General features: G+C 67.9%; 2 protein-coding genes. Both read right to left on the minus strand.

The features are described 5' to 3' along the window. Positions 1 to 6 precede the first annotated feature (6 nt). On the minus strand, positions 7 to 507 hold the full coding sequence (locus ACIG5F_RS02850) for a type VII secretion system-associated protein (protein ID WP_396515654.1): 501 nt from the start codon (positions 505 to 507) through the stop codon (positions 7 to 9). Beyond that, positions 497 to 20,539 carry a protein-glutamine glutaminase family protein gene (locus tag ACIG5F_RS02855; protein WP_396515655.1) on the minus strand — a complete coding sequence of 6,681 codons (20,043 nt, stop codon included), beginning with the start codon at positions 20,537 to 20,539 and terminating at the stop codon, positions 497 to 499. Before ACIG5F_RS02855 ends, ACIG5F_RS02850 begins: the two co-directional genes overlap by 11 nt. Positions 20,540 to 20,550 lie beyond the last annotated feature (11 nt).

The raw sequence follows: 20,550 nt of genomic DNA on the forward strand, positions 1-20,550 counted from the left end.
GGCGGGTCACTCGGCCGCGACGGCGATGGCCGACGCCAGCAATCGCGTCGAGGTGCTCGCCCCCGGGTTGACCAGGGCATCCACCTCGTGCTCGGTCAACAACGCCGCCAACTCCCCGGCGTCGACCACCAGCCATGCCTGCGCCCGGACGCGCCCGCGATGCGCCGGCGCCGTGGTCACCAGCAGCGACGGCACGTCGTCGGGCGCCGGCGCGATCACCGGCTGCTGGTGCTCGTCCAGCGCCACCCCGAACTGTTGTTCACGGATCACCGCGCACAGCAGGTCCGTGTCCACCTCGCCGTCCGCGGCCAACCGCAGCACCGCGTCCACCGGGTCAGTCGGCGAATCCGGTGTCGCCGGCTCGTAGTCCGGGTTCGGTTCGAACCGGCCGATCTCCTCACCCGCCACCAGCCATCCGCCGACCACCGCCTGCACCGGCGGATTGTCGTCGGCCGCCGTCGGCTGCCACGCCGGGTCGACAAGGAACACCCACTGATCATCGGACATCTCGCGCACTCCCCTTCCGGTAAAACGATTCGGCCAGCGCCGTCGCGGCCGTCTCTCCCTCGTCCACCCACGCGCGGGCCACGGCGTCCACCACGTGGTTGAGCATGAGACCGGCCGTCACCGGGTCGCCGGCCTCGCGCACGTACAGGTCGATCACGCCCGCGCTCTCCAGCGCCTGCACCGCCCCCGGCACTGCCGCGGCCAACCGGTCCGCCGACTGTCGTCCCTCCGCCACCCGGGTGTTGTCGACGGTCTCGTCGACCATGGACAACACGAGATCGACGGTTTCGCGGTGGGCATGGTGCTCGCTGAGCGTCGCCGCCACTGCCGGCCGGTCAACCGTGCCATGGTCCACATACATCGTGATCACGGCCTCGCGCGGGTTGGCGCGCCCGGCCTCGTGCAGGCCGATGACGGCGGACTCCGGGATCAGCCGCCGCACGTCGAACTCGACGGAGTCCGGCGACGACAACAGATCCAGCTTCTGCCGCACCTTCGCCACCAGATAGTCACGCACCTGATTGGCACGCTTGAAACCGGTGGCCTCCCCGGTTGCCCTCGGGTCCCCCAGGGTCGATCCCTTGCCGTAACCCACGACCGCCGCGATCGGCAGGGGAAGGCCACTGGCCTGCCGCTCCAGCGCCACCGCCACGAACCGGTCCGCGAACCGGTCCACGTCGGGGAGTTCAGCCGCCTCCGGCAGCTGGGTCCGGCCGCGACCGAACGACACGGAGACCGAGTCCGCCCGGGTCGGCTCAGGGGACGGAACCTGCCTCACCGGGACGTCGCCGACCTCGTGGACCACTGACCGCACCAACCGTGCGGTGACCGGGTCGGTCGTGATGCGCGACATCACGACCGCGGCGACGATGTCGGGCCGCTCGTGCGCTTCGGCCTTCCTGAGCACATCGGCGAGATCCAGCCGGCCGCCGGCCGGCGGCCGCGCCGCGATGTCGTTCACCAGGGTACTGGCCAGCGCCAGGGTCTTGGCCCGGTCGGCGAGGCCGATCTTGCCGTCCGGCTGCGGCGCCGGCCGAACCTCGTACCGCCAGTTGTACCGCATGGCCTGGACCAGCTCGTCCACGATCGCGGCTTCGTGGCTGGGCAACATGTCCCCGAAGACGTTCCAGTTGCCGCCGTCCGACAGCACAGCGGTCCGCCCACCGTCCCTTGCGATCGGAGTCGCCTGGGTGCTCGGGGCGAAGACACGGTCGGAGACACCTTCGTGCCGCAGCGCGAGACGCAGATCGTGCGCGAAACTACCCGGGCCGGTGTGCACGCCCGCCATGCACGCCAACAGCATCACGGTGCGCCGGCCGCTCGCCACCGCCGTCTTGAACCCCTCGGTGCGCATCGCGATGGCGGCCAGCGTGCGTGAATCGACCACCACCGGTCCGACACCGCGAACGACCACGGCGGCGTGGCGATCATCGGAGTGGACCATCAGGACCGCGGACTCGTCGCTGATGCCGGGCACCGTCGTCCGCAGCTCGAAGTCACGTCGTCCGCCCCGATCGACCTCGCGCAGATAGAGCTGGTCGCTGCTGGCGCTCCTGGCCCAGCGTCGGGACTCTTCGATCTCCATCGCGTTGCTGTCGAAGGACACGCCGATCAGTCGGTCGGAGCCATCACGCAGGTCGGTATGCGTCACGCGCTCCAACGGGAACACGCGCTCATGGCCGGCGTCATCGCGGCCGGTGAACCAGTCGTGCCGCTCCTCGATGCGGATCGCCGAGTACGGCAGCGGTTCCGGGCTCGTCCTGAGCTGCAACTGTCGCAGGTGGTCCGCGGTCAGCCGCTCGTGACCCTCATGGTCGCCGAGGCCGAGCAGCTTGCCGACCTTCTGCGCGAGATCGAAGTCGAAGTCGATCATGCTCCACTCCTCATGGCTCTCCGCCATGGGGTCGGACACGATCTCGACGCTCGCGTGGGCATCCCCCGGATCATCGACCGGCACGACACGCACCCAGAGCTGGTCGCCGTTCGGCAGCCGCTTGCGGTTGAACATCTCCTCCACGCCGATGTCCACCAACGCCAAGACCTGGCGGACGTCTATGGCCTCAACGGCGCGCCCGTCGACATGGACATTGAGCGTGGCCTCGTGCACCCAAGCTCCCGGCCTGGCTTCGATCCGCCGAACGTCATAGCTGAACCGGCCATGCTCGCTCACCCCATCGACCCTGCTCACCGGCGCGTCGTCTCGCACCAGGTCGAGGTCGGCCACTGTCAGGTGCTCGTGCGGCGCCGGGTCATCGGCGAGGACCGGCAGGTTCGGCTCGACCGTGCTCCGCACGTTGTCGACATCGCCGTCCGAGGGTCGCCGCCCCGGCGGCGGGTAGCTTCCGGGCGCTGGCTCGGGCAGGTGGAAGTCCACCACCACTCGCCGACGAGCCTCCTGCACCGAGCCGGCGACCGCACCCACGTCCCGGCCGGCCGAGCGATCCGTGATCCTGATGTCCCGCACCGTGATCGGCCGGTCGTCGCCGAGCCGCGCGGCCAACTCGGCCCGCAACCGGTCGCCGACTGCCCTTGCCCGCTCCAGGCCGGTCCGGTTGGCCGCGCCCACAGAAAAAGGACGGCCATTGCCGTAGCCGGTCACCGTCACCTCGGGCAGCGGGAGCCCGTTGTCGTGACGCCACACCGCGATTCTGGCGAGGTTCTCGGCAAGACCGGCCAGCCTGAACTGGTCGTCGTCGCGGGGCGCATGCGAGCCCTCGTCGAAGCCGAAGACCGTCGTCGTAGGCAGCTGGTGGCCGCCTCCCGCCATCTCGGCCAGCGCCTCCCGACCCACGCCGCCGTGCTGGACGTTGTCCGTCGTGGAGTCCTGAGCGTGCCCCGGCGAACCCTCGAACCATGGATTCGGGATGAACTGGACCGCCACGCCATCACGGAGTTCATGAACACCCCTGATGTACCGCCGGTGAACACCACCGGGGAACACAACCTCCCGCTCGTGCTCGTACAACGGCGAGTGCGCAAGCGCGGTCTCGTTGACATCGATGCCGTGGGGGGCCCGGATCTCGTATCGGTATCCGCTCCTCGCATAGACGCCACCGGGGTGGTGCTGATGCAACTCCGAATCACGCGTGGTCGACACGAAGACCGTGTCGTGGTCCGCTTCCACCCTAATCATCAAATCGTAGTCCGTGCGGCTCCTCGGCGCGAACCCGTGCTCGAAGATCTCGTCCGGCCGCCGGGAGTCGTAGCGATACAGCGGGTCGTCGTCGGTTCGCCATGTCGGGTCGTAGAGCTCCAATTGGTCCAGATCCACATCGACAATTGCCGCCGTAAGAACGTTGGACGATTCCTCATCGGGCGCGGGTCGGGTCTGCGACTCCTCGACCGCGGCCGGCGCGGGACGGCTCGATGGCTCGTGAAGTCCCGGTGCCGGACGCGTCTCGCCGTCCGAGGACGATGGGAAGATCGCCCACAATTCGTCGTAGCGGCTGTACGGAAGCGCGGCCAGCAGACGCTCCGTGTGCTGCCGGTTCTCCGGACGCGCCAGGAAGCCCGCCGCCTGTCGGTTGCCGTCGGCCAGGCGCCGCAGTTCGTGCAGCGTCTCGTCCGGCGACAGCGCGCGGTCGAGCACGTCCCGCGCGCCGCGCTGAAGCTGACGTTCCATGTCAGCGAAGGAATGCTCGGCCAGGATGTCGTCCTCGGTCCGCGCCTCCCGATCGGCATCGCGAAGGTTGCCGTACACGGAGCTTTCGAGATACGGGAAGTCGAGCGCGTGCACGTCCGTGATGAAGGAGAGGGGGTCCAGCGGGTACCGGATCACACCGGAACCGGTCCACGACCTGGGGTCGTCCGCCATGTCCTCCCGCATGGACTCGTGCATCTCCCGCAATGAGCCGGTGAACAGCTCCGGCTCCCACGCGGCGCCGGCGCGGGTGGCCCATTCCTCAGGAGTCAGCAGGCCGGCGCGCATGACCGGGTCGAATACCAGCCACCCGTCGTCCCCGGTCTCCTTGCGCACCCACACGACCGGTGCCACGTGGTAATCCCAGTTGACCGCGACCGGGTGATCCTTGGTCGCCCCGTCGGCGGTTTCCGACAGCATCTCCAGTTGGGGGTCGGCCTGCGCCAAGAAGATCTTGCGCACCGGCGCCCCGAGCTGCGTCAACCGCAGGGCCCACATGTGCGCCCGCAGATAGCAGCCCTGCTCCGGATAACCGATCGGGACGGGCAGTCTGCCGTGCTCCGCATGCTCGAAGGTGGTGTGGTCCAACTCGGCAAACCATTGGCGAGCCACATGTTCGGGCACCGCCTCGGCGCTGACCCCGCCCAGCAGGTGATCCACATACGCCCGGTGCTCAGCCGGCAGTCGAGTCTGCAGATCGTGGTTGAGCGGCGACCAGTACATGTCGAGGTAGGCGTCGTTCACGGCCCAGATGGTCCGCGCGTCACGATCGACGCCACGGAGCAGCGTCAGCACCTCGTCGTGCCGACCGAGCTGCATGTTCTGCCGCAACGCGATCGCCAGCATCTGCACCGAGGCATGCGAACTCGGATTCGGGCCGGCGGTGGCGGTCGCCCGCAGGTCATGCGCCGGGTCGCCGAACATGGTCTGCCGATAGCCGAGCAACTGCAGAGCCTGCTCGTACTGGGCGTCACTGAGGCGACCGCTCTCCCGAGCGTCGGACAACGCGTCAGGCAGCGACGTGCCCTGGTGCTCCGACCGGAAGGCATGCTCCAGGGCGCGCACCGATTCGTGTTCCACGCCATTGCGGTGCAGATGCCTGAACAGTTCGACGCCACCGCCGTCCCTGGCCAGCGCCCCGCCGACGGCCCGGGCGATGCCCCGGCGCGCATCCACCTGCCACGGCGGCGCCGTGTCGTCCGGGTGCTGTTCTCCCAGGCTCCAGTCGTGTTCCTGGGCGTCTACATGATGGAAACTCCCATCGGAACTGCTCACCGACATCGCATCGTCGTCGGGCTCACGCGGCCGCGTGGGCTCCACGACCGTCCGCTCGACTCGCGGATTCACCTGGCCCAGCTTCAGACCATCGTACTTCTCGTTCAGCCGGGTCTCCGGCACCTCGACCTGATCCCGCGCAACCCGCTCCACGAACCACAAGTTCCGCGGCTTCAACTCCACGTCAGCGCGGCGAAGCCCCGCACCCAACAACCCGTTATCAGCCACCACAGCCGACTTCCACGCCTTGTCGAGGAACACTCGACTCCGGTCAAGATACTCATCACCCGGACCCAGATAGTGCAACACCTCATGCGCCAGCACCTTTGGATCCTCACCCACCCGCCAATGCGTCTGATCCGTTGGCCTCCCACCAACCTCCACCGTCGCATGCGCATCCCGCGCCGAATCAGGAAACTCCAACCGAACATGGAACTGATCACCCGACGGCAACCGATAACCCTTGTTCAACAACAACTCCACCGCATCAGCGGCATCCCGCCTGGCTTGCGCCACCTGCTCCGCGTCACCCGACAGATGCAACCGCACCGTGTGCTCACGCACAAACCGACCCGGCTCCACCTCGATCCGACGCACGTCATACCGCACCAAACCTCGGTACTGTTCGAACTCGGGCCGGCCCCGCTCGTCAACCCGACTCGACGTCTTCACATCCGCGATCTCGGTCTGCACCGTCCGCACCAAATCGTTGCGGCGCAGATGCTCCCACTGCTCCACACGCAACGGCCGATCCGGCTCAAACCACGGCGCCGACCGCTCACGACTGTGCCGCCACGACTCATCATCAACAACAGACCTGACCGGATCATGCGCACCCGGGTCATGAGGCAACGAACCATGGCGGTCGGCAGCGGGTGGGACCTCGGCGACAACTGTCGCGGGGCGTCGCGTGTCGCCGCGGTCGTACCGTTCCTCCGTCGAGGAGATGTCCAGCAGCGAACGGACCGACTCCGGCAGCGCCACATCGTGGTGCACACCGCCAACCGTCCGTCGGTCGGTCACCGAGGTGATCTGACGCGACAGGTCCGGATGCGAAGTCAGGTAGGACAACGCGGCGTGCCAAACCAGATCCGGGTTCGGATGCCGGCGCACTGCCGGTTCCACCGCGGTCAGGTGCAGGTCGCCGCCTCGGTTGTGGATACCGCGGACCAGTGTCTGGACGACCTTCTTCGTCAGCTCGAACGTCGAACGGCGGTCATGCGGCAGCGGGGAGTTCCCCTCCGGTGGCGGCTTCAACCAGCTGGCGTCGCTGTTCATCACAACGTCGCGCATACCGGGCAGGAACGTGTGGTCCTGGTAACCGATGCGTTTCGCCACGCTCCTGATGACCTCGGGACCGGTTCGGTACATGACCGAGTTGCGGCGCACGAAACCCCTCGGCGCGTCGAGGAATTCAGGATCCGCGTGCGGCATCAGCTCGTCCTGGGACTTACCGTAGTTCTCCCGCAGCTGATCGAGGTACTCCTTGGCGAACGGATGACCCTTCGACATCACGAACGCCGAGTTGCTGAACTCCTTGAACTTGGCCTTGTAGCCCTTGTCCATCACCTTCTGGATCGCGTAGCCCTCGTCGGACCGGGCAACCCGATGCAGGTCCTTCAGGCCGAGAATCACGTTGTCGCCGTCGGAGTACATGCCGCCGAAGCGGTGCATGACCTCCATCCGCAGGATGTCGCTCGCCGCCGCGTAGCCGGGGCCGACCTGCTTGGTGACTTCGGAGTTGTAGAACTCCTGCAGCCGCATCGGGTGCTCGCTGGTGAACACCTCGCCCACGTTGACCAGTCGAACCCTGTTCGACCTGGCCCAGTGGGCCATGTCCCGCACATCGGCCAGCGGGTCCGGCGCGCCGTCCGCGGGCGGCTCCGTGCGCAGCGCCTGATCGAACTGCTCGCGGGGCACGTCGGTCCACAGCACCGGCACGGCACCCTTGCGGAACTTGTTACCGAACCCGCCGAAGTTCTGCCGGAAGGCCGCCTGGGTGCCGGCGTCGCGCAACGGACCGCCCAGCCAGATCGCGTGCACCAGCAGCGGCGTCACGGTCTTCCGGTCCAGCGGCGGGAGGTGCTCGCCGGGCGCCCAAGCCGTCGACGCGCCGTCCGCACGCTCGTGCTCGATCGTCCAAGCGGCCTTGTCCGACAGGAATTCGCCGTGGGGATCCAGCTGCTCACGAGTCAACGTGGAGCCCTTGGCCAGGTCGAGCATCTCCATCAGTGACACCGACTGCCCGGCGGTGATGTCCCGATAGTCGTGTCCCGCCATGAACGGCGGGGGCTCCGGCGCCTGGTACAGGCCGAAAAGATCGGGGCCCAACAAGCTGGACCCGTCGGCAGCGTCCGGGTGGCCGGCCGAGACGTCTTGGAGGTCTCGCAGCAGTTCGTCCGAAGAACCGTAGGGCTCGTCGCGCGGCGGGGCCGGTCGGGACGACGGCCCAGCCTGCCCGGCGCCGTCCTCGACGGGCCCGGTGCCCAGATAGTGGCCACCGGCGTCATCCAGCCGCAACAGCGTGATCTGCCGGCCGCTGGGGACGCCGAACGAGTCTCCCATCGGCTGGCCGTCGGGCCCGAGCACAGTCACCCACACCCCGGCCGCCCTTGCCACCGCAAGAGGCATGAAATCAGCCGCGTCCCGCATGTAGACGCCCGACTCCCGCAGCTCTCGCACTGCCGCGAAGTAGTTCTCCTTCCGCTGCTGCGCTTCGAGGTCCACGAGATCGCCTATCGCGATGAAGTAGTTCTCGTCGCCGCGGTAGAAAGGCAGGTAGACCTCCGAGTTGCGAGTCATGTCGTCGACGGCGGCCGCTCGCAAGTGTTGCGGGGTCGGGAACCGAGCACCCAACTCGGGCGCGGAAAGCAGCACCGCCTCGAGCAGGCAGTCCCCGTTGGGGTCAGTCGGACGCGGCCGCGTCCGCTCGGGCAGGGCGTCCAGCTGCTGCCGGGTGGGCTCGAACATCCGACGACCAGGCCCCACGTCAAGCGCGGTGCCGGCCAGATCAGACCGCACTCGCTTGTTCCGGGAGGTCTGCCCGCCGGAACTGCCGTTCTCATCGTCCGCGGTCCGCTTGCCCGACCAACGAGTCGACGGCTCAGCATGCGCACCGGTGCCTGCCGACTCGGACGCCTCCTGCCTCCGCTCTCCGAGCGCGATCGCCTCGGAGGCGATGACGCGCAAGAGCTCATTGCCCCCGGTTACCGCCTTTCCGTCACGCTCCTTGTCCCGAAAATGCCCAACGATCTCCTTCACATTGGGGTATTTGTTCCTCTTCTCCCGGACTTGCCGCATGTAGTCACGGGCGATGTCAACGATCTCGCGTCGATCATTGTCACTATCCGCCCTCAGTGTCCCGGACTTCCGGGCATCCACCTCGGCGCGCCCGAGCCCCTGCCGGGCGATCTCCTGGAGAAGATTCCCCTGTCCCGTCACCTTCTTTCCGCCGCGAGTCCGCATACGCTTGACAACCTCGTTCAGACTCGGCGCGACCGGGTCCGCATCGGGGTTCCGCTCCCGGATCTCGTCGAGGATCTCCTGTTCGGCGGCACGGGCCAGCTCCTGCAACTCGGCACGGTGGGCCGGGTTCCCCGCACTTAGGTCGCCGGGCCGCCGCGTGCCCCGTCCCGCGCGACCGAGCCCTTCCCGCACGATGTCCCGCAGAGCCGTGGATTGTCCCGTCACCTTCTGTCCATCGCGGCTCTTCATGCGCTTGGTGACATCGTCGATGCTCGGCTTCTTGACCGTGCCCTTGCCAGGATTCTTCGCCTGGTTCTCCTGGATCATCTCCCGTTCGACGATGCGCGCCAACTCCTGGATGCCGGCACGATGGGCCGCCTTCGCCGCACTCAGATCCCCCCGCGGCAGTCCGGCACGGCCGAGCGCGTCCCGCACGATCTCCCGCAGGACCTTGGACTGTCCGGTCACCGTCCGTCCGTCGTGGCTCCGCATGCGCGTGAGGATCTCGTCGACGGTCGGGTTCCTGACCGGGCCGTCGTCAGGGTTCCCCGACTGGTTCTCCTGGATCATCTCCCGCTCGACCCTGCGGGCCAACTCCTGGATCTCGGCGCGATGACCGTCATTCGACGCACTCAGATCATCAAACCGCGGCGCCTCCAGCAAGAAGAGGTCGTGCAGCCGGTCGAGCTCATTAGCGTGCAACTCGCCACGATGCTCGTGATACACATGCCGCCACACATCAGCGTTCGTGACCACACGCCCCTGCGCCTGCTGCTCCCGCACCCGTTCGAACACCGACTCCCGCTCATTGGCGTTCAACACCGCGAAGCCCGTCTCGTCCTGGCCGCGCTCCCACGGCGGCCGACGTTCGCCGCTTCCCCACGGCAGATTCAGCCGGTCACGCAGCACTGCCTGCGCACGCTGCTGGGCGTCCCAGGCGTCGACATCGAGCACGCTGGGCTCGCGGGCGGGTTCGGCTGCCGGCCGCCCGTCCCACGGCAGAGCCAACCCGCTCAGCGCGGGCCCCGACTCCTCGTGCTCCTCGTCGAAGTCCCCGAACAGATCGTCGCCTTCCGCAAGCTCCTCCTCGTCGGTGTCCCGCTCGGCCGCGGACGGCCGATGCTCCACCGAGGTGAGGTCAGGATGCGTGGTGGTCCAAGGATCCTCGACATCACCACGGCCCCTGCCCGGAGACACCTGACCAGCCAATGGGTGATCGTGCCGCACCCCGCTGGCCGACTCCACGTCCAGAATCTGCCGCAGATGAGCCTCGGTCAGCGACGGCGGCTTCTCCCACGCCTCACGACCCATCACACCACGCACATCAGCATCGGCGACATCGGCCCGGAAAACCGCGTTCTCGTCCCGATACTCGTCCCTCAACCCGAGGTTGTGCAGCACCTCATGCACCAACACCGCATCCGCAGCCCCGGTCGACCACCGAGCCTGATTGCTTTCCTCTCCATTATGGACAGTCACGCGACCGTGTAGCGGCCCGTCGCCACCGAACTCGACCCGTAGATGGAACTGGTCGCCGTTCGCGAACCGGTAACGGCCGTTGAGATGATCGTCGATCGACGCCACCACACGATCCCCCACCGCCGCCAGCTCGTGCGGACCGACCCCCGGACCGGCCTGCACAGCCAACCGAACCGTGAACTCACGCACCCACCTACCCCCGGCAACCTCCAACCGCCGCGACTCATAAGCAATCCTCGTCTTCCAACCATCCAAAATATGGCCGCCAGCGCGCACATCCGCCCGCACACTCGGCTCAAACCGCTCAGTGTCAACCTGAGCGACATGCGCATCCCCCCGCACACCCGCCCAGTCAGCCGGCGACAAGAACGCCGGAACCCTGTCAGGAACCGGAAAGTCACCGACCCGACCACGTTCCCCGGTCGGAGCGGACGCAGGCTCCTGCCGCTGCGCGGTCACCGCGGGCTCGCCCGGTGGCGGCTCGACGTGGACCGTCGGCGCGGGCTCCCCGGCGCCGGTGTCACGGTGGGCTGCCGCCACACGGTCGACCTTGTCCAGGTCGAAGCCGAGGTCGCGCAGGCCGGCTCGGTTGACGACGAGTCGGATATCGCCCTCCGGCCGGGACTTCCGGCTGAGGTTCCACTCCTCCGGTGCCTTGCCGTCCGAGAATTCCGGCGTGACGCGGGACAACAGCTGCGCGCGGACGAGGAACCAGGAGTCGCCGGGATTGTCGCCGGTGTGCCGCTCGGTGGTCACGGCATCGCGTTCGCGCTCGGCGACGATCTCCCGCGTCACCGCCGGTGGGCCCTCCTGGAACACCAGACCGGCCTGGCCCTTGAAGTCCGAGCGGCGTCCGCTGTGGTCGGCGCTGGCCACCTCGCTTTCCAGTGTCGTATGGTCGAGCTTCCGGACCAGCGTCATGAGGTTGAGGTCCAGCTCCACCTTGAGCGCCTTGAGAGTGGGACCGTTGAGCTCGATCCGGTGTCCCCCGGGACTCAGCGCCTTGCGGAAGTTGCGGACGAGCTCGCCGGCGGAGACAGCCGAACGCAGCGCGTGCGAGCGGTGAGCGCTGAGCATCGGTGTGCGGCCGGCCGGCGTCTCGAGGCCGACGGCGACCTCGTCGACGAGATTGTGCAGCTGGTTGGCTCGGAAGGGCTGCACGTGGAACACGGCGTCGTCGGAGAACTCGGCGGCGCCAGGATCCCGGCCCACCCGCTGGGCCCTCACGCTCGCGTTGACCTGTACGGGCCTGCCGTCGAGGGTGGCGACTTCCTGGCGGTCGGACAGGTGGTCGTCCTCGCCGACGGTCACGCGGACCGCTGACGGCACCGTGAACGGTTCCGACACCCACGGCTGCTGGAGCCGACGTCGGTCGCTGCCGAACATGTCCCGCACGTACTGGGCCGTCAGACCGTCACGCAGCCACGGGAACACCCGCACCCGGGCGTTGAGCCCGTACGAGAAGCGATATGCCGGCCCGGATTGGCGGACGGTCACCGTATCCAACTCGTGCCGGTGCTGCCCCGTGGTGCGATCCCACGATGCCTCGCCCGACACCGCGGGATGGACCAGGTCGGTGACGAGGCCGACCGCATCCCCGAGGGCGGTGTCCACTGGCTCGACGCGCGTCGACGGCAGGGTGACCGAGGCGCCGGTGTCCGCGGCCACAGAGCCGGACAGGATGTTGCCCTTCTTCGTGGTGTGGTCCGATGTGCTGGCATAGGTGACCGTGGAGCTGTAGTCCTCGATCTTGTCGCGGTACTTGCCGCCGGTCAGGCTCGCCTCGATCACCACCAGCATTTCCGATCGGCCGGACTCGCCGGTGGTGCGCCGCTGCAGGGACAGCAGGCCGCCCTTGACCGCGTCCTCCACCTTGAATCCGAATCCGTCGGTCAGCGAGCCGCGGAGGTCCTTCATGACGTCCTCGGTGAGCTGCTTCGCCTCGGTGGCCTTGTCGGGAACGAGCTCGTTCTCGATCGACTCATGCCATTCGTCCAGCTTCTCCTGCACCTTGGCCAGCAGCTCCGTGAGGGCGCCGGCCCGGTCGAGCGCGAACGTGCCCACTCCGGCCAGACGATCACTCGGCAAGGCGACATCCGGCCGAGCAGGTGGCGGCTCGATGTCCGCCCATAGCGCCGGGGCGTGCTGGAGCTCCGGGTGATCGTCCACATAGGCCGCACGGTCGATCGCCTCGAGATGGACGATCTCCGTGACCGGCAGGTCGATCGTGCGGAGGTCGGCAGCGTCGATCCACACGGTCACGGCGTCCGGTTGCTCCTTGACCAATGTGACCCTGCCGGCGGCCGCATCGTGCCGTCCCCCGAACAGGCCCGTCCGCGAGTTGTGGGCCGACGCCGTCAACTCGTGCACGGCGTCGTACTCGACGAGGTATCCCCGCGCGCGGTAGGTGGTGGTGCTGTCGACCTCGACCTTGTGGTCCGCGTTGGCCACGGTGTCGTGGCGCAGCCCGCCGGTCGCCTTGGCGTTGAAGGCGAACGACGGCTTGAGCACGGTCGGCACGGTGGCCGACATGCCGGCCTTGAAAACGCCGTCCACTCCGAGGCTGCGCCGATCCTCGCTGGACTGCGTGGTCTGCCGGCGATGGCTGTCGGTGAACGCGTGGTTGGGATCCATGTGCACGATCCGCGGGTTGTGCAGCGTCGTGCGCAGGATGAGCTCGCCAAGCACGTCGCGGCCGCCGGCGCCGAGGAAGCCGCCCTCGTTGTGCCGCTCCAGACTCAGCCGGTCGTGGGCGCCGGACGTCGCGAGTGTCGTGCGGGCCAGTCGGGCCTCCCGCGTTGCCCACTGGCTCACCGCTCGTCCACCGCTCAGGCCGTCCTGGGCTTCGGTCAGCGACGCGGCCTTCGACCCGGCCGCGACCCAGTCCACCGCCTCCCGGGCGAGGGCCCGCACCCCGCTGCCGGCCGGCAGCGCGTCGGTCAACGCCTTGACCGAGGCCGACCGCAGCCCGGTGATCGGCTTCATCGACTCGACCTCGTACCGCGCAGGGGCCCGGCTCTCGGGCCGCGGCCGCGCCGGGTCGGGTGCTCCCCATTCCGACTCGGGACGGGCCAGCTCGGCCGGGCCACCGAGCCGGTGCCCCTGCCGCTCGGGCACGGTGACGGTGACGGTGTCCTGGTGCGCCGACTCCCCCAGCACCAACGCCGTGGCTTCGTCGAGGCTGTCTCCGTGCAGGGCCTCGATCTCGAACCCGTACTTGTACCGGTGCAGGTCGCCGCTGCTGCGCCAGGTCTGCTCCGCCTGCTCGGCGGTGCTCAGCTTGTGCTCGTGGCCGGTCTGCGACGACAGACCGAGCGTGCCGGTGAGATCGACCGGTCCGACGCCGGCGTTGGCGGTCACGCTCAGCCGCGCCTGCGTGGTCCGCGATCGATCGCTGCCTCGCGAGTGGCCCGATGTGACGGTGTCCTCGAACCGCCGATGGCTGTCCCGGCCCCGGTAGACGCCGCTGTGGCGCAGCACGTGGCCGCGTAGGAACAGATAGGGGGCGCTGTTGTTCTCGCCAAGGGGAAGCGGTCGGCCGTCCCCAGGGTTCGCTTCAGTGCCGTCGAGAATGTCGCGTGCGTTGTCGCGGAGGAACCCGACCAGGCGCTGCTTGGTCAACGCGCGGTCGAACGTGCCGCCGTCCTGCCGGGCGATGTTCTCGAGCCCCATCAGGATCCGGCCGGACAGGTCCTGCACCGTGGCGTCGTCCATCGTGTAGCGGGCGTGCACCCCATCGAGCACGTCAGTGTGGCGCATGCCGGTCGGCGAATTCATCCGGGAGATGTCGGGCGGCGTGGCCGCCTGCTGCGCCATCGTCAGCTGAGCGGCCCCGGGCACCAGCAGGGTCTCGTCGCCGACCTGCACCACGTAGGTCAGGTCCAGCTGATGCGTGTCGGCCTGGCCGTGGTAGGTGTCGCTCTGCGTGACCCCGTAGTCCTCGCCGTCCCGGCTGGCCTCGACGGAGGAACGGCCCAGCGACATCTCGACCGACAGCTTTGGACCGATGATCGCGGCGAGCGCGTCACTTTCCACGGACAAGGCGCCGCCGACGCCGTGGCTGCCGCTGCGCGCCACCGATTCGCTGGTCGTGCTGGTCTGGGTGTGCGTGATGGCCACTTCGCCCCGGCCGAGGAAATTCGCCATCAGCTGCGGGGTCTCGCTGCCGCCCGCCTGTTCCTGCGGCCGCAGCCTGATCAGCACTTCCTTGCGGGACGTGGTGCCCAACGGCCCCTTGAACGCGAAGGTCTCGCGCACGGTGTCCTCGCCGAACAGCGCCTGCGCCCGGTCCTTCTCGCCGAGGCCGCGCAACCACTGCTCGAACCGCGTGCGCTCGTCCCGGGTCCGGAACTCCCCGATGTCCCGGACGACCGCGTCGGTGATCGCGGTGGTGTCGAGCTCGGCGTGCTCGATCGAGTTGATCGCGTCCGCGATGTCCTTGTACTGCTGCGCGCGCTCGTCGGCAGTGGCTGCCTCGGACCGCCTCGGATAGTCCAGATTCCGCCCGCCGCTTCCCTCGGCATGCTTCGGCGCGGACAGCTGCATGTCCATCGCCACCACGACGGCGCGGTCGTGGCCGGTGCGGCGGACCTCGTAGGACACCCGATAGCTGTCGACAGTTCGCTCCACGAAATGCCTGAGCTCGGTGGAATCTGATTGGACGTGCCGGTGCGAGCGGCGCGACTCGGTCGAGCTGGGCAGCACGCGCCCGGTCACCGTGACCGCGGGCGTCGGTGCTTTGAGCAGCGCCGAGAGGTCGCTCTGGGTGCGCGTGGCCACTTCGGTGACTTCCCGTGTGTCGGCGTCCGTCTCGTGCCGACGGGTCTCCTCGGCGCCGGTCGTGACTCCCCCAGGGCCGTCCAGCGCTTTGATGGCGACGATCTTCAGCTGCAAGCCCTGCCCACCGAGGGCAATGGTCTGGCCCTCGGGATTGTGTAGGGCGACGGGGAATCCCTCCGTCAGCGCCGCCTCAGTGATCTCGCGGTCGAACAGCTCCGGCGGCACGCCGCGCCAGTCCAGCAACGTGCGCGCGGCGTCACGGACCACCGTGACATCAGGAGCGTTTGCAGCGATCCAGTGATTCACCCGCGCATCGCTGACCTGGTTCGCCCCGCGGCGGCTGGCCGGGCCAAGGCCATGCTGGTCCACGGACGGCCCCGGCGCGGCCCGCACCCCGGCGACGTCATGGCCCTTGGGGATTCGTGCGTCGGTCCGCACGGGATGACCTGTCGCGGCACTATCGGCATGCGGATGCTGCTCTCCAAGACCCCAATCATGCGCCCGCACGCTCTCGTGGTGGAAGCTCTCGTCGGAGCTGCCTTCCGACATGGAGACGTCGGAGTCCTGGCTTCGTGAGGGCGCCGGCGCCGGGCGATGCGACGGCCCAGCCTGCCCATCATCACCCTGCGCCGGCGCCGGCCGGCGCTCGGCCACCGGAGCCCCGCGATCCGTGGTCGTCCAGGGGTTCTCCGCAGCACGTCGTCCGATCTCAGGACCGGAATGACCGCCCGCCAGCGGACGATCATGCTGCACCGCGCTGGCAGCGCTCACTTCCAGAATCTGCCGCAGATGATCGGGGGTCAGCGACGGCGGCTTGGTCCACGCCTCGCCACCCATCGCGCCACGCACCGCGTGGTTATCGATATTCGCCCGGAAAATCGCGTTCTCGTCCTGATACTCGTCCCGCAGGCCGAGGTTGTGCAGCACCTCGTGCACCAACACCGAATCCGCGGCCCTGGTCGACCATCGAGCCTGATCACTGCCCTCTCCGCCATGTACCGTCACGCTGCCGTGCCGAGGTCCGTCACCACCGAACTCCACCCGCAAGTGGAACCGGTCACCGTTCTCGAACCGGTAACGGTTGTTCAGGTGATCATCGATCGACGCCACCACACGGTCCTGAACGGCGCGCACATCGCTGTCAGTGACACCGTCGGCCCTGGTGTCCAAGCGAACCGTGAACTCACGAACCCACTCACCCTCGGCAAACTCCATGCGCCGCGACTCATAGGCGATCTTCGTCGACCAACCGTCCAGAATCCCATTGCGACTGCGCGCGTCGCCGCGCACGCTCGGATCGAACCGCTCGGTGTCGACATGCGCGACCGGTGCATCGCCTCGCAAATCCGCCCAGGGCAGTTCCGCCCAGGGCGTGCCCTTAGCCGGCGCCAACGCGTGGGTGTCACCGCTCACCGGCGGTGCGGGGGCCGGCTCGCGACGCTGCACAGCGACTGGGCGCTGCGTCTCACCGAGGTGCCCCTTTCCTTCGTCGGCGGAAACTCGCAGAAAGGACCGCACCGAGTCCGGCAACACGACATGGTGCGATTCACCGTCGATTATGCGGGTGTCGGTCACAGTCCGGATCATGCCCGACAATTCGGGGTGCGACGCGACGTAGGACAACGCAGCATGCCATACCAAATCAGGATCCGAGTGTTTACGCACTGCCGGCTCGATGGCGGTCAGGTGCAGATCGCCGTCCCGGTTGTGCAGGCTGCGCACGAGGGTCTGCACAACACTCTTGGTCAGATTCAGAGTGTCGGCCCGGCTGCGCAGGGGTGGCCCGGACGCTCCCGCTGGCGGCGGCTTCATCCAACTCATGTCACTGTTCGTGGTGATGTGGCCAATGCCCGGCAGTTTGGTCTGATTTCGGTAGCCGATGCGTCTCGCGACCAAGTCCTGGGCTACCGGCCCCGTCCGTATCGTCACCGAGTTGCGGCGCTCTCTGCCCAGCTGCGTGTCGAAGAAGTCCTGTCCGAGGCTGTTGATGCCCTGAGGCATCGTCTCTTCCTGACTCTTGCCGTAGTTCTCGCGCAGTTGGTCGAGGTAGGCCTGGGCGAACGGGTGTCCTTTCGACATGACGAACGCCGAGTTGCCGGTCGCGTTAACCGTTTTATTGACCGCGAAGCCCTTGTCGGACTCGGCCGTCACGTACACGTCATCCACACCATGGATGACATTGTCACCGTCGGAGTACATGCCGCCGAAGCGGTGCATGATCTCGATGCGGAGAATGTCGCTCGCCGCCGCGTAGCCCGGACCGATCTTCTTGTGCATCTCGGAGTTGTAGAACTCCTGCAACTGCATCGGGTGCTCGCGGTTGAACACCTCGTTCACGTTGACCAGCCGGATGTTGTGATCGGTGGCCCACTGGTCCATCTCCCGGACGTCCGCCAGCGGATCGGGAGATCCGTCCGCCGACGGCGGCGTCGCCCGCGCTTCCTCGAACGTCGACCGCGGCACATCGGTCCACAGCACCGGCACCATCGACTCGCCCAGCCGCTGGCCGGCGTCGCCGAAGTTGTGCCGGAACGCCGACATCGTGCCGGCGTCCCGCAGTGGACTGCCCAACCAGATCGCGTGCAGCAACAACGGCGTCGACGTCGTCTTCTCCAGCGGCGGAACATCGCCCGGAGCCCACGCGGCCAGCTTGTCATCCGACCGCTCGTGGTCGATCGTCCATTCCGCGTAATCGTCGAACAGGCCGCCGTTCGGGTCCATGTGCTCATGGGCCAACTGGTATTTCTTGGACATGTCGAGCAGGTCCAAGAACGACACCGACTTCGCGGCCGTCAGGCCGCGATAGTCATGGCCCGCCAGGAAATGCGGCGCGGCCGGCGCCTGGTACAGACCGAACAGGTCCGGGCCGAGCAGCGGCGAATGCTCCGCGGCCGCCGGATGACCGGCGGAATCCTCGCGTAGATCGTGTAGGAGCTCGGTCACGGACCCGTAGGGCTCGTGGGGCGACCTTGACGGAGCCGGCGCGGGCCGGTGCTCCGCGGGCCCCTGCACCTCGCCGAACTTCGCGACATCCGCGGCGAGGTCCTGGTCATGATGTTCGCGGAACTGCCGCTGCGCCGGGGCATCGGCGTCGGTCCTGCCCCCGTGCGGCACCTGTCGATGGTCGTCCCTGAGACCTTCAGTCTCGCTGTGGACATCGTCCGTGAGGTCGGGGCCCATGCTCGCCAGGCGGAACTCGTCGGCTCCGCCACGGGCCGGCAGAACTTCGTCCTCGGCGCTCAGCTTGACGACGTCCGCGGTCAGCCTCTCGAACTCCTGTTTGCGCTCCTCGTGCCGCTGCACAAGCTGGTCCCGCTGCTCCGGACGCATCTTGCCGAGCACCTTCTCCGACGGCAGCTTCGGCAGATAATGGCCGGCCTGGCCGACGAGCTCGCCGGATGCGCCGAGCCGTAGGTCGAGCTGGTCAATCGCCTTCGCGGGTCGATGATCGCCGACCGGCACGCGGTCTTCGGGTCGAGTGCTGACGTCGTGGCTCGTGGGCGGCAACTGCGGCTCGTTCGACCGGGCCACCGATTCCCTTGGTGGCAGCGGCTCGTGGACGCCCGGCGCGCCGCGATCCGTGGTGATCCTCGGCGCGTCGGCCGTGGTGAACGCCGGCGGCCTTTCCCCACCGCCGTGCGTCGGCAAGGATGTCGGCTGCTGCGTGGTGGTCCGCGTGGGGGCCGGTGCGGCGGTCTGCTTGTCACCGCCGATCGCGTTGCGGGAGTCGTTGGCAGACGGGCGGTCCGGCGCGGCGCCGTGATGTGTCTCCGAAGGTGTCGGAACGGGTTGGCCAACGGGCAGGCCATCCGGCCGCGTCGACACGTCTTGGTGCGCCGGGGTGTGGGACTGCTCGACGGGTAGGTGACCGCCGCGCTCGATCGGCTGACCAAGGTGCCCAGCCGACGCCGGAGCGTCTTGGTGGGACACAGGAAGGGGTTGTTCCGTCGTCGTCGACGTCCGTGTCGGGGCAGAAACGTCCTGGTGGGCCACGAGATGGGGCTGCGCGGTCGGCATCGATATCCGTGCCGGCGACTGAACGTCTTGATGGGACAAGGGATGGGGCTGCTCACCCGGCGCCGGCAACCGCGCGGGATTCGAAGCTCCCTGCCGCAGAGGGGAATGTGCTTGCGGTATCGGCATCGACCCCCTTGCCGGAGTCGGAGCCTCTTGCTCCGTCTGCGGACGCGGTGCCTCCCCATGCACACCGGGCGTAGACGCGTCGCCCGGCCGGCTGCTCGACAGCCCCGGCGGCGACCCCACCGGCATGCCGCTGCGATCGCCGGCCGGCCTGAGGTTCGTGGCGAACGGATCTCCCCTGCCCTCGCCCGAGTCTCCGACACCCGCCGGCCGCGGCGTCGGCATCTGATTCGGGGCGCCGTCCAGCCCGGGAAGACCCTCGTAATCACCACGCTGATACGGGGGCGGCGTAGCCGAATCGGATTTCGACCCCTCGCCAAGGTCGTACGGCGGCGGCACGTCCTGGCTGAGGTCCGAGGCATCGAAGTGGACCTTGTCAACATCACCGACATGGATCTCACCCATCTTCGGCACACCACCGCCATGACCGCGCCGCCCACCCCCAGAACCGATCGCGCCCGCCAGGCCCGACGTGAGACCATACCCCAGACTGCCGTCATCCTTGTTCATCACGTTGCTGATACCCGTGACGGTCACCCCGGTAACGCCGCCATTGATCATCATGCCCGAGAACGTGTCCCCGAAACCCTCCGGCCGCAGCTTGTTCATACCCAAATGCAGACCCCCGCCGATCGCGCCACCGATCGCGCCCATCTCAACCATGCCAAGGGTGTTCTGCCAATTCCACGAGAAATCATCACCCTTGAGCTTGGCCTTGATCGCCATAATCGCCTGCACCGCGACGTCCAACCCGAACTGCGAGACCACACCGAACAACACCGCCATCGCCAACCGCTTCAAGATCTGCATCACAGTCAACCGACTGGCCGCGATCAGCCCCGGGACCAACGCCATCGTGCCACCAGCCGTCAACGGCGCATTCGCCACACACCACGCGATCTCCGCCGCCAGCAACGCCGACTGCGCGATGATCATGTACTTGGAATACTCCAACTGCTGCGCCGTCTTCGAAGACAGCTCCGCCAACTGCTCCCCGGCCTCGCCCAACGCCGGCAACTGCTGATGCATCTGCGTGACAAACTTCCCGAACTGCTCAGCCGGCTGCCCGCTGATGTTGTCCATCACCTGCCGGAACACCGGCTCGAACTCACCAGTGACACCACTGAGCTGCCCGGCGAACGCCTTCCACTCACGACCGAGGGCCCGCATCCTGTCCTCGTCACCCTTCGGCCACCCCTGACCAGCGGTGATCTTCACCAGCCAATCGAGATCCGGGGGAATCTGAAGACTCATCGCCGGCCCTC

The organism is Kutzneria sp. NPDC052558 (assembly GCF_044547355.1).
GTDB lineage: Bacteria > Actinomycetota > Actinomycetes > Mycobacteriales > Pseudonocardiaceae > Kutzneria.

What these genes read in the sequence shown, in the direction of transcription:
- ACIG5F_RS02850 (WP_396515654.1), bottom strand. Translation starts at nt 507, where the DNA reads ATGTCCGATGATCAGTGGGTGTTCCTTGTCGACCCGGCGTGGCAGCCG.
- ACIG5F_RS02855 (WP_396515655.1), bottom strand. Translation starts at nt 20,539, where the DNA reads ATGAGTCTTCAGATTCCCCCGGATCTCGATTGGCTGGTGAAGATCACC.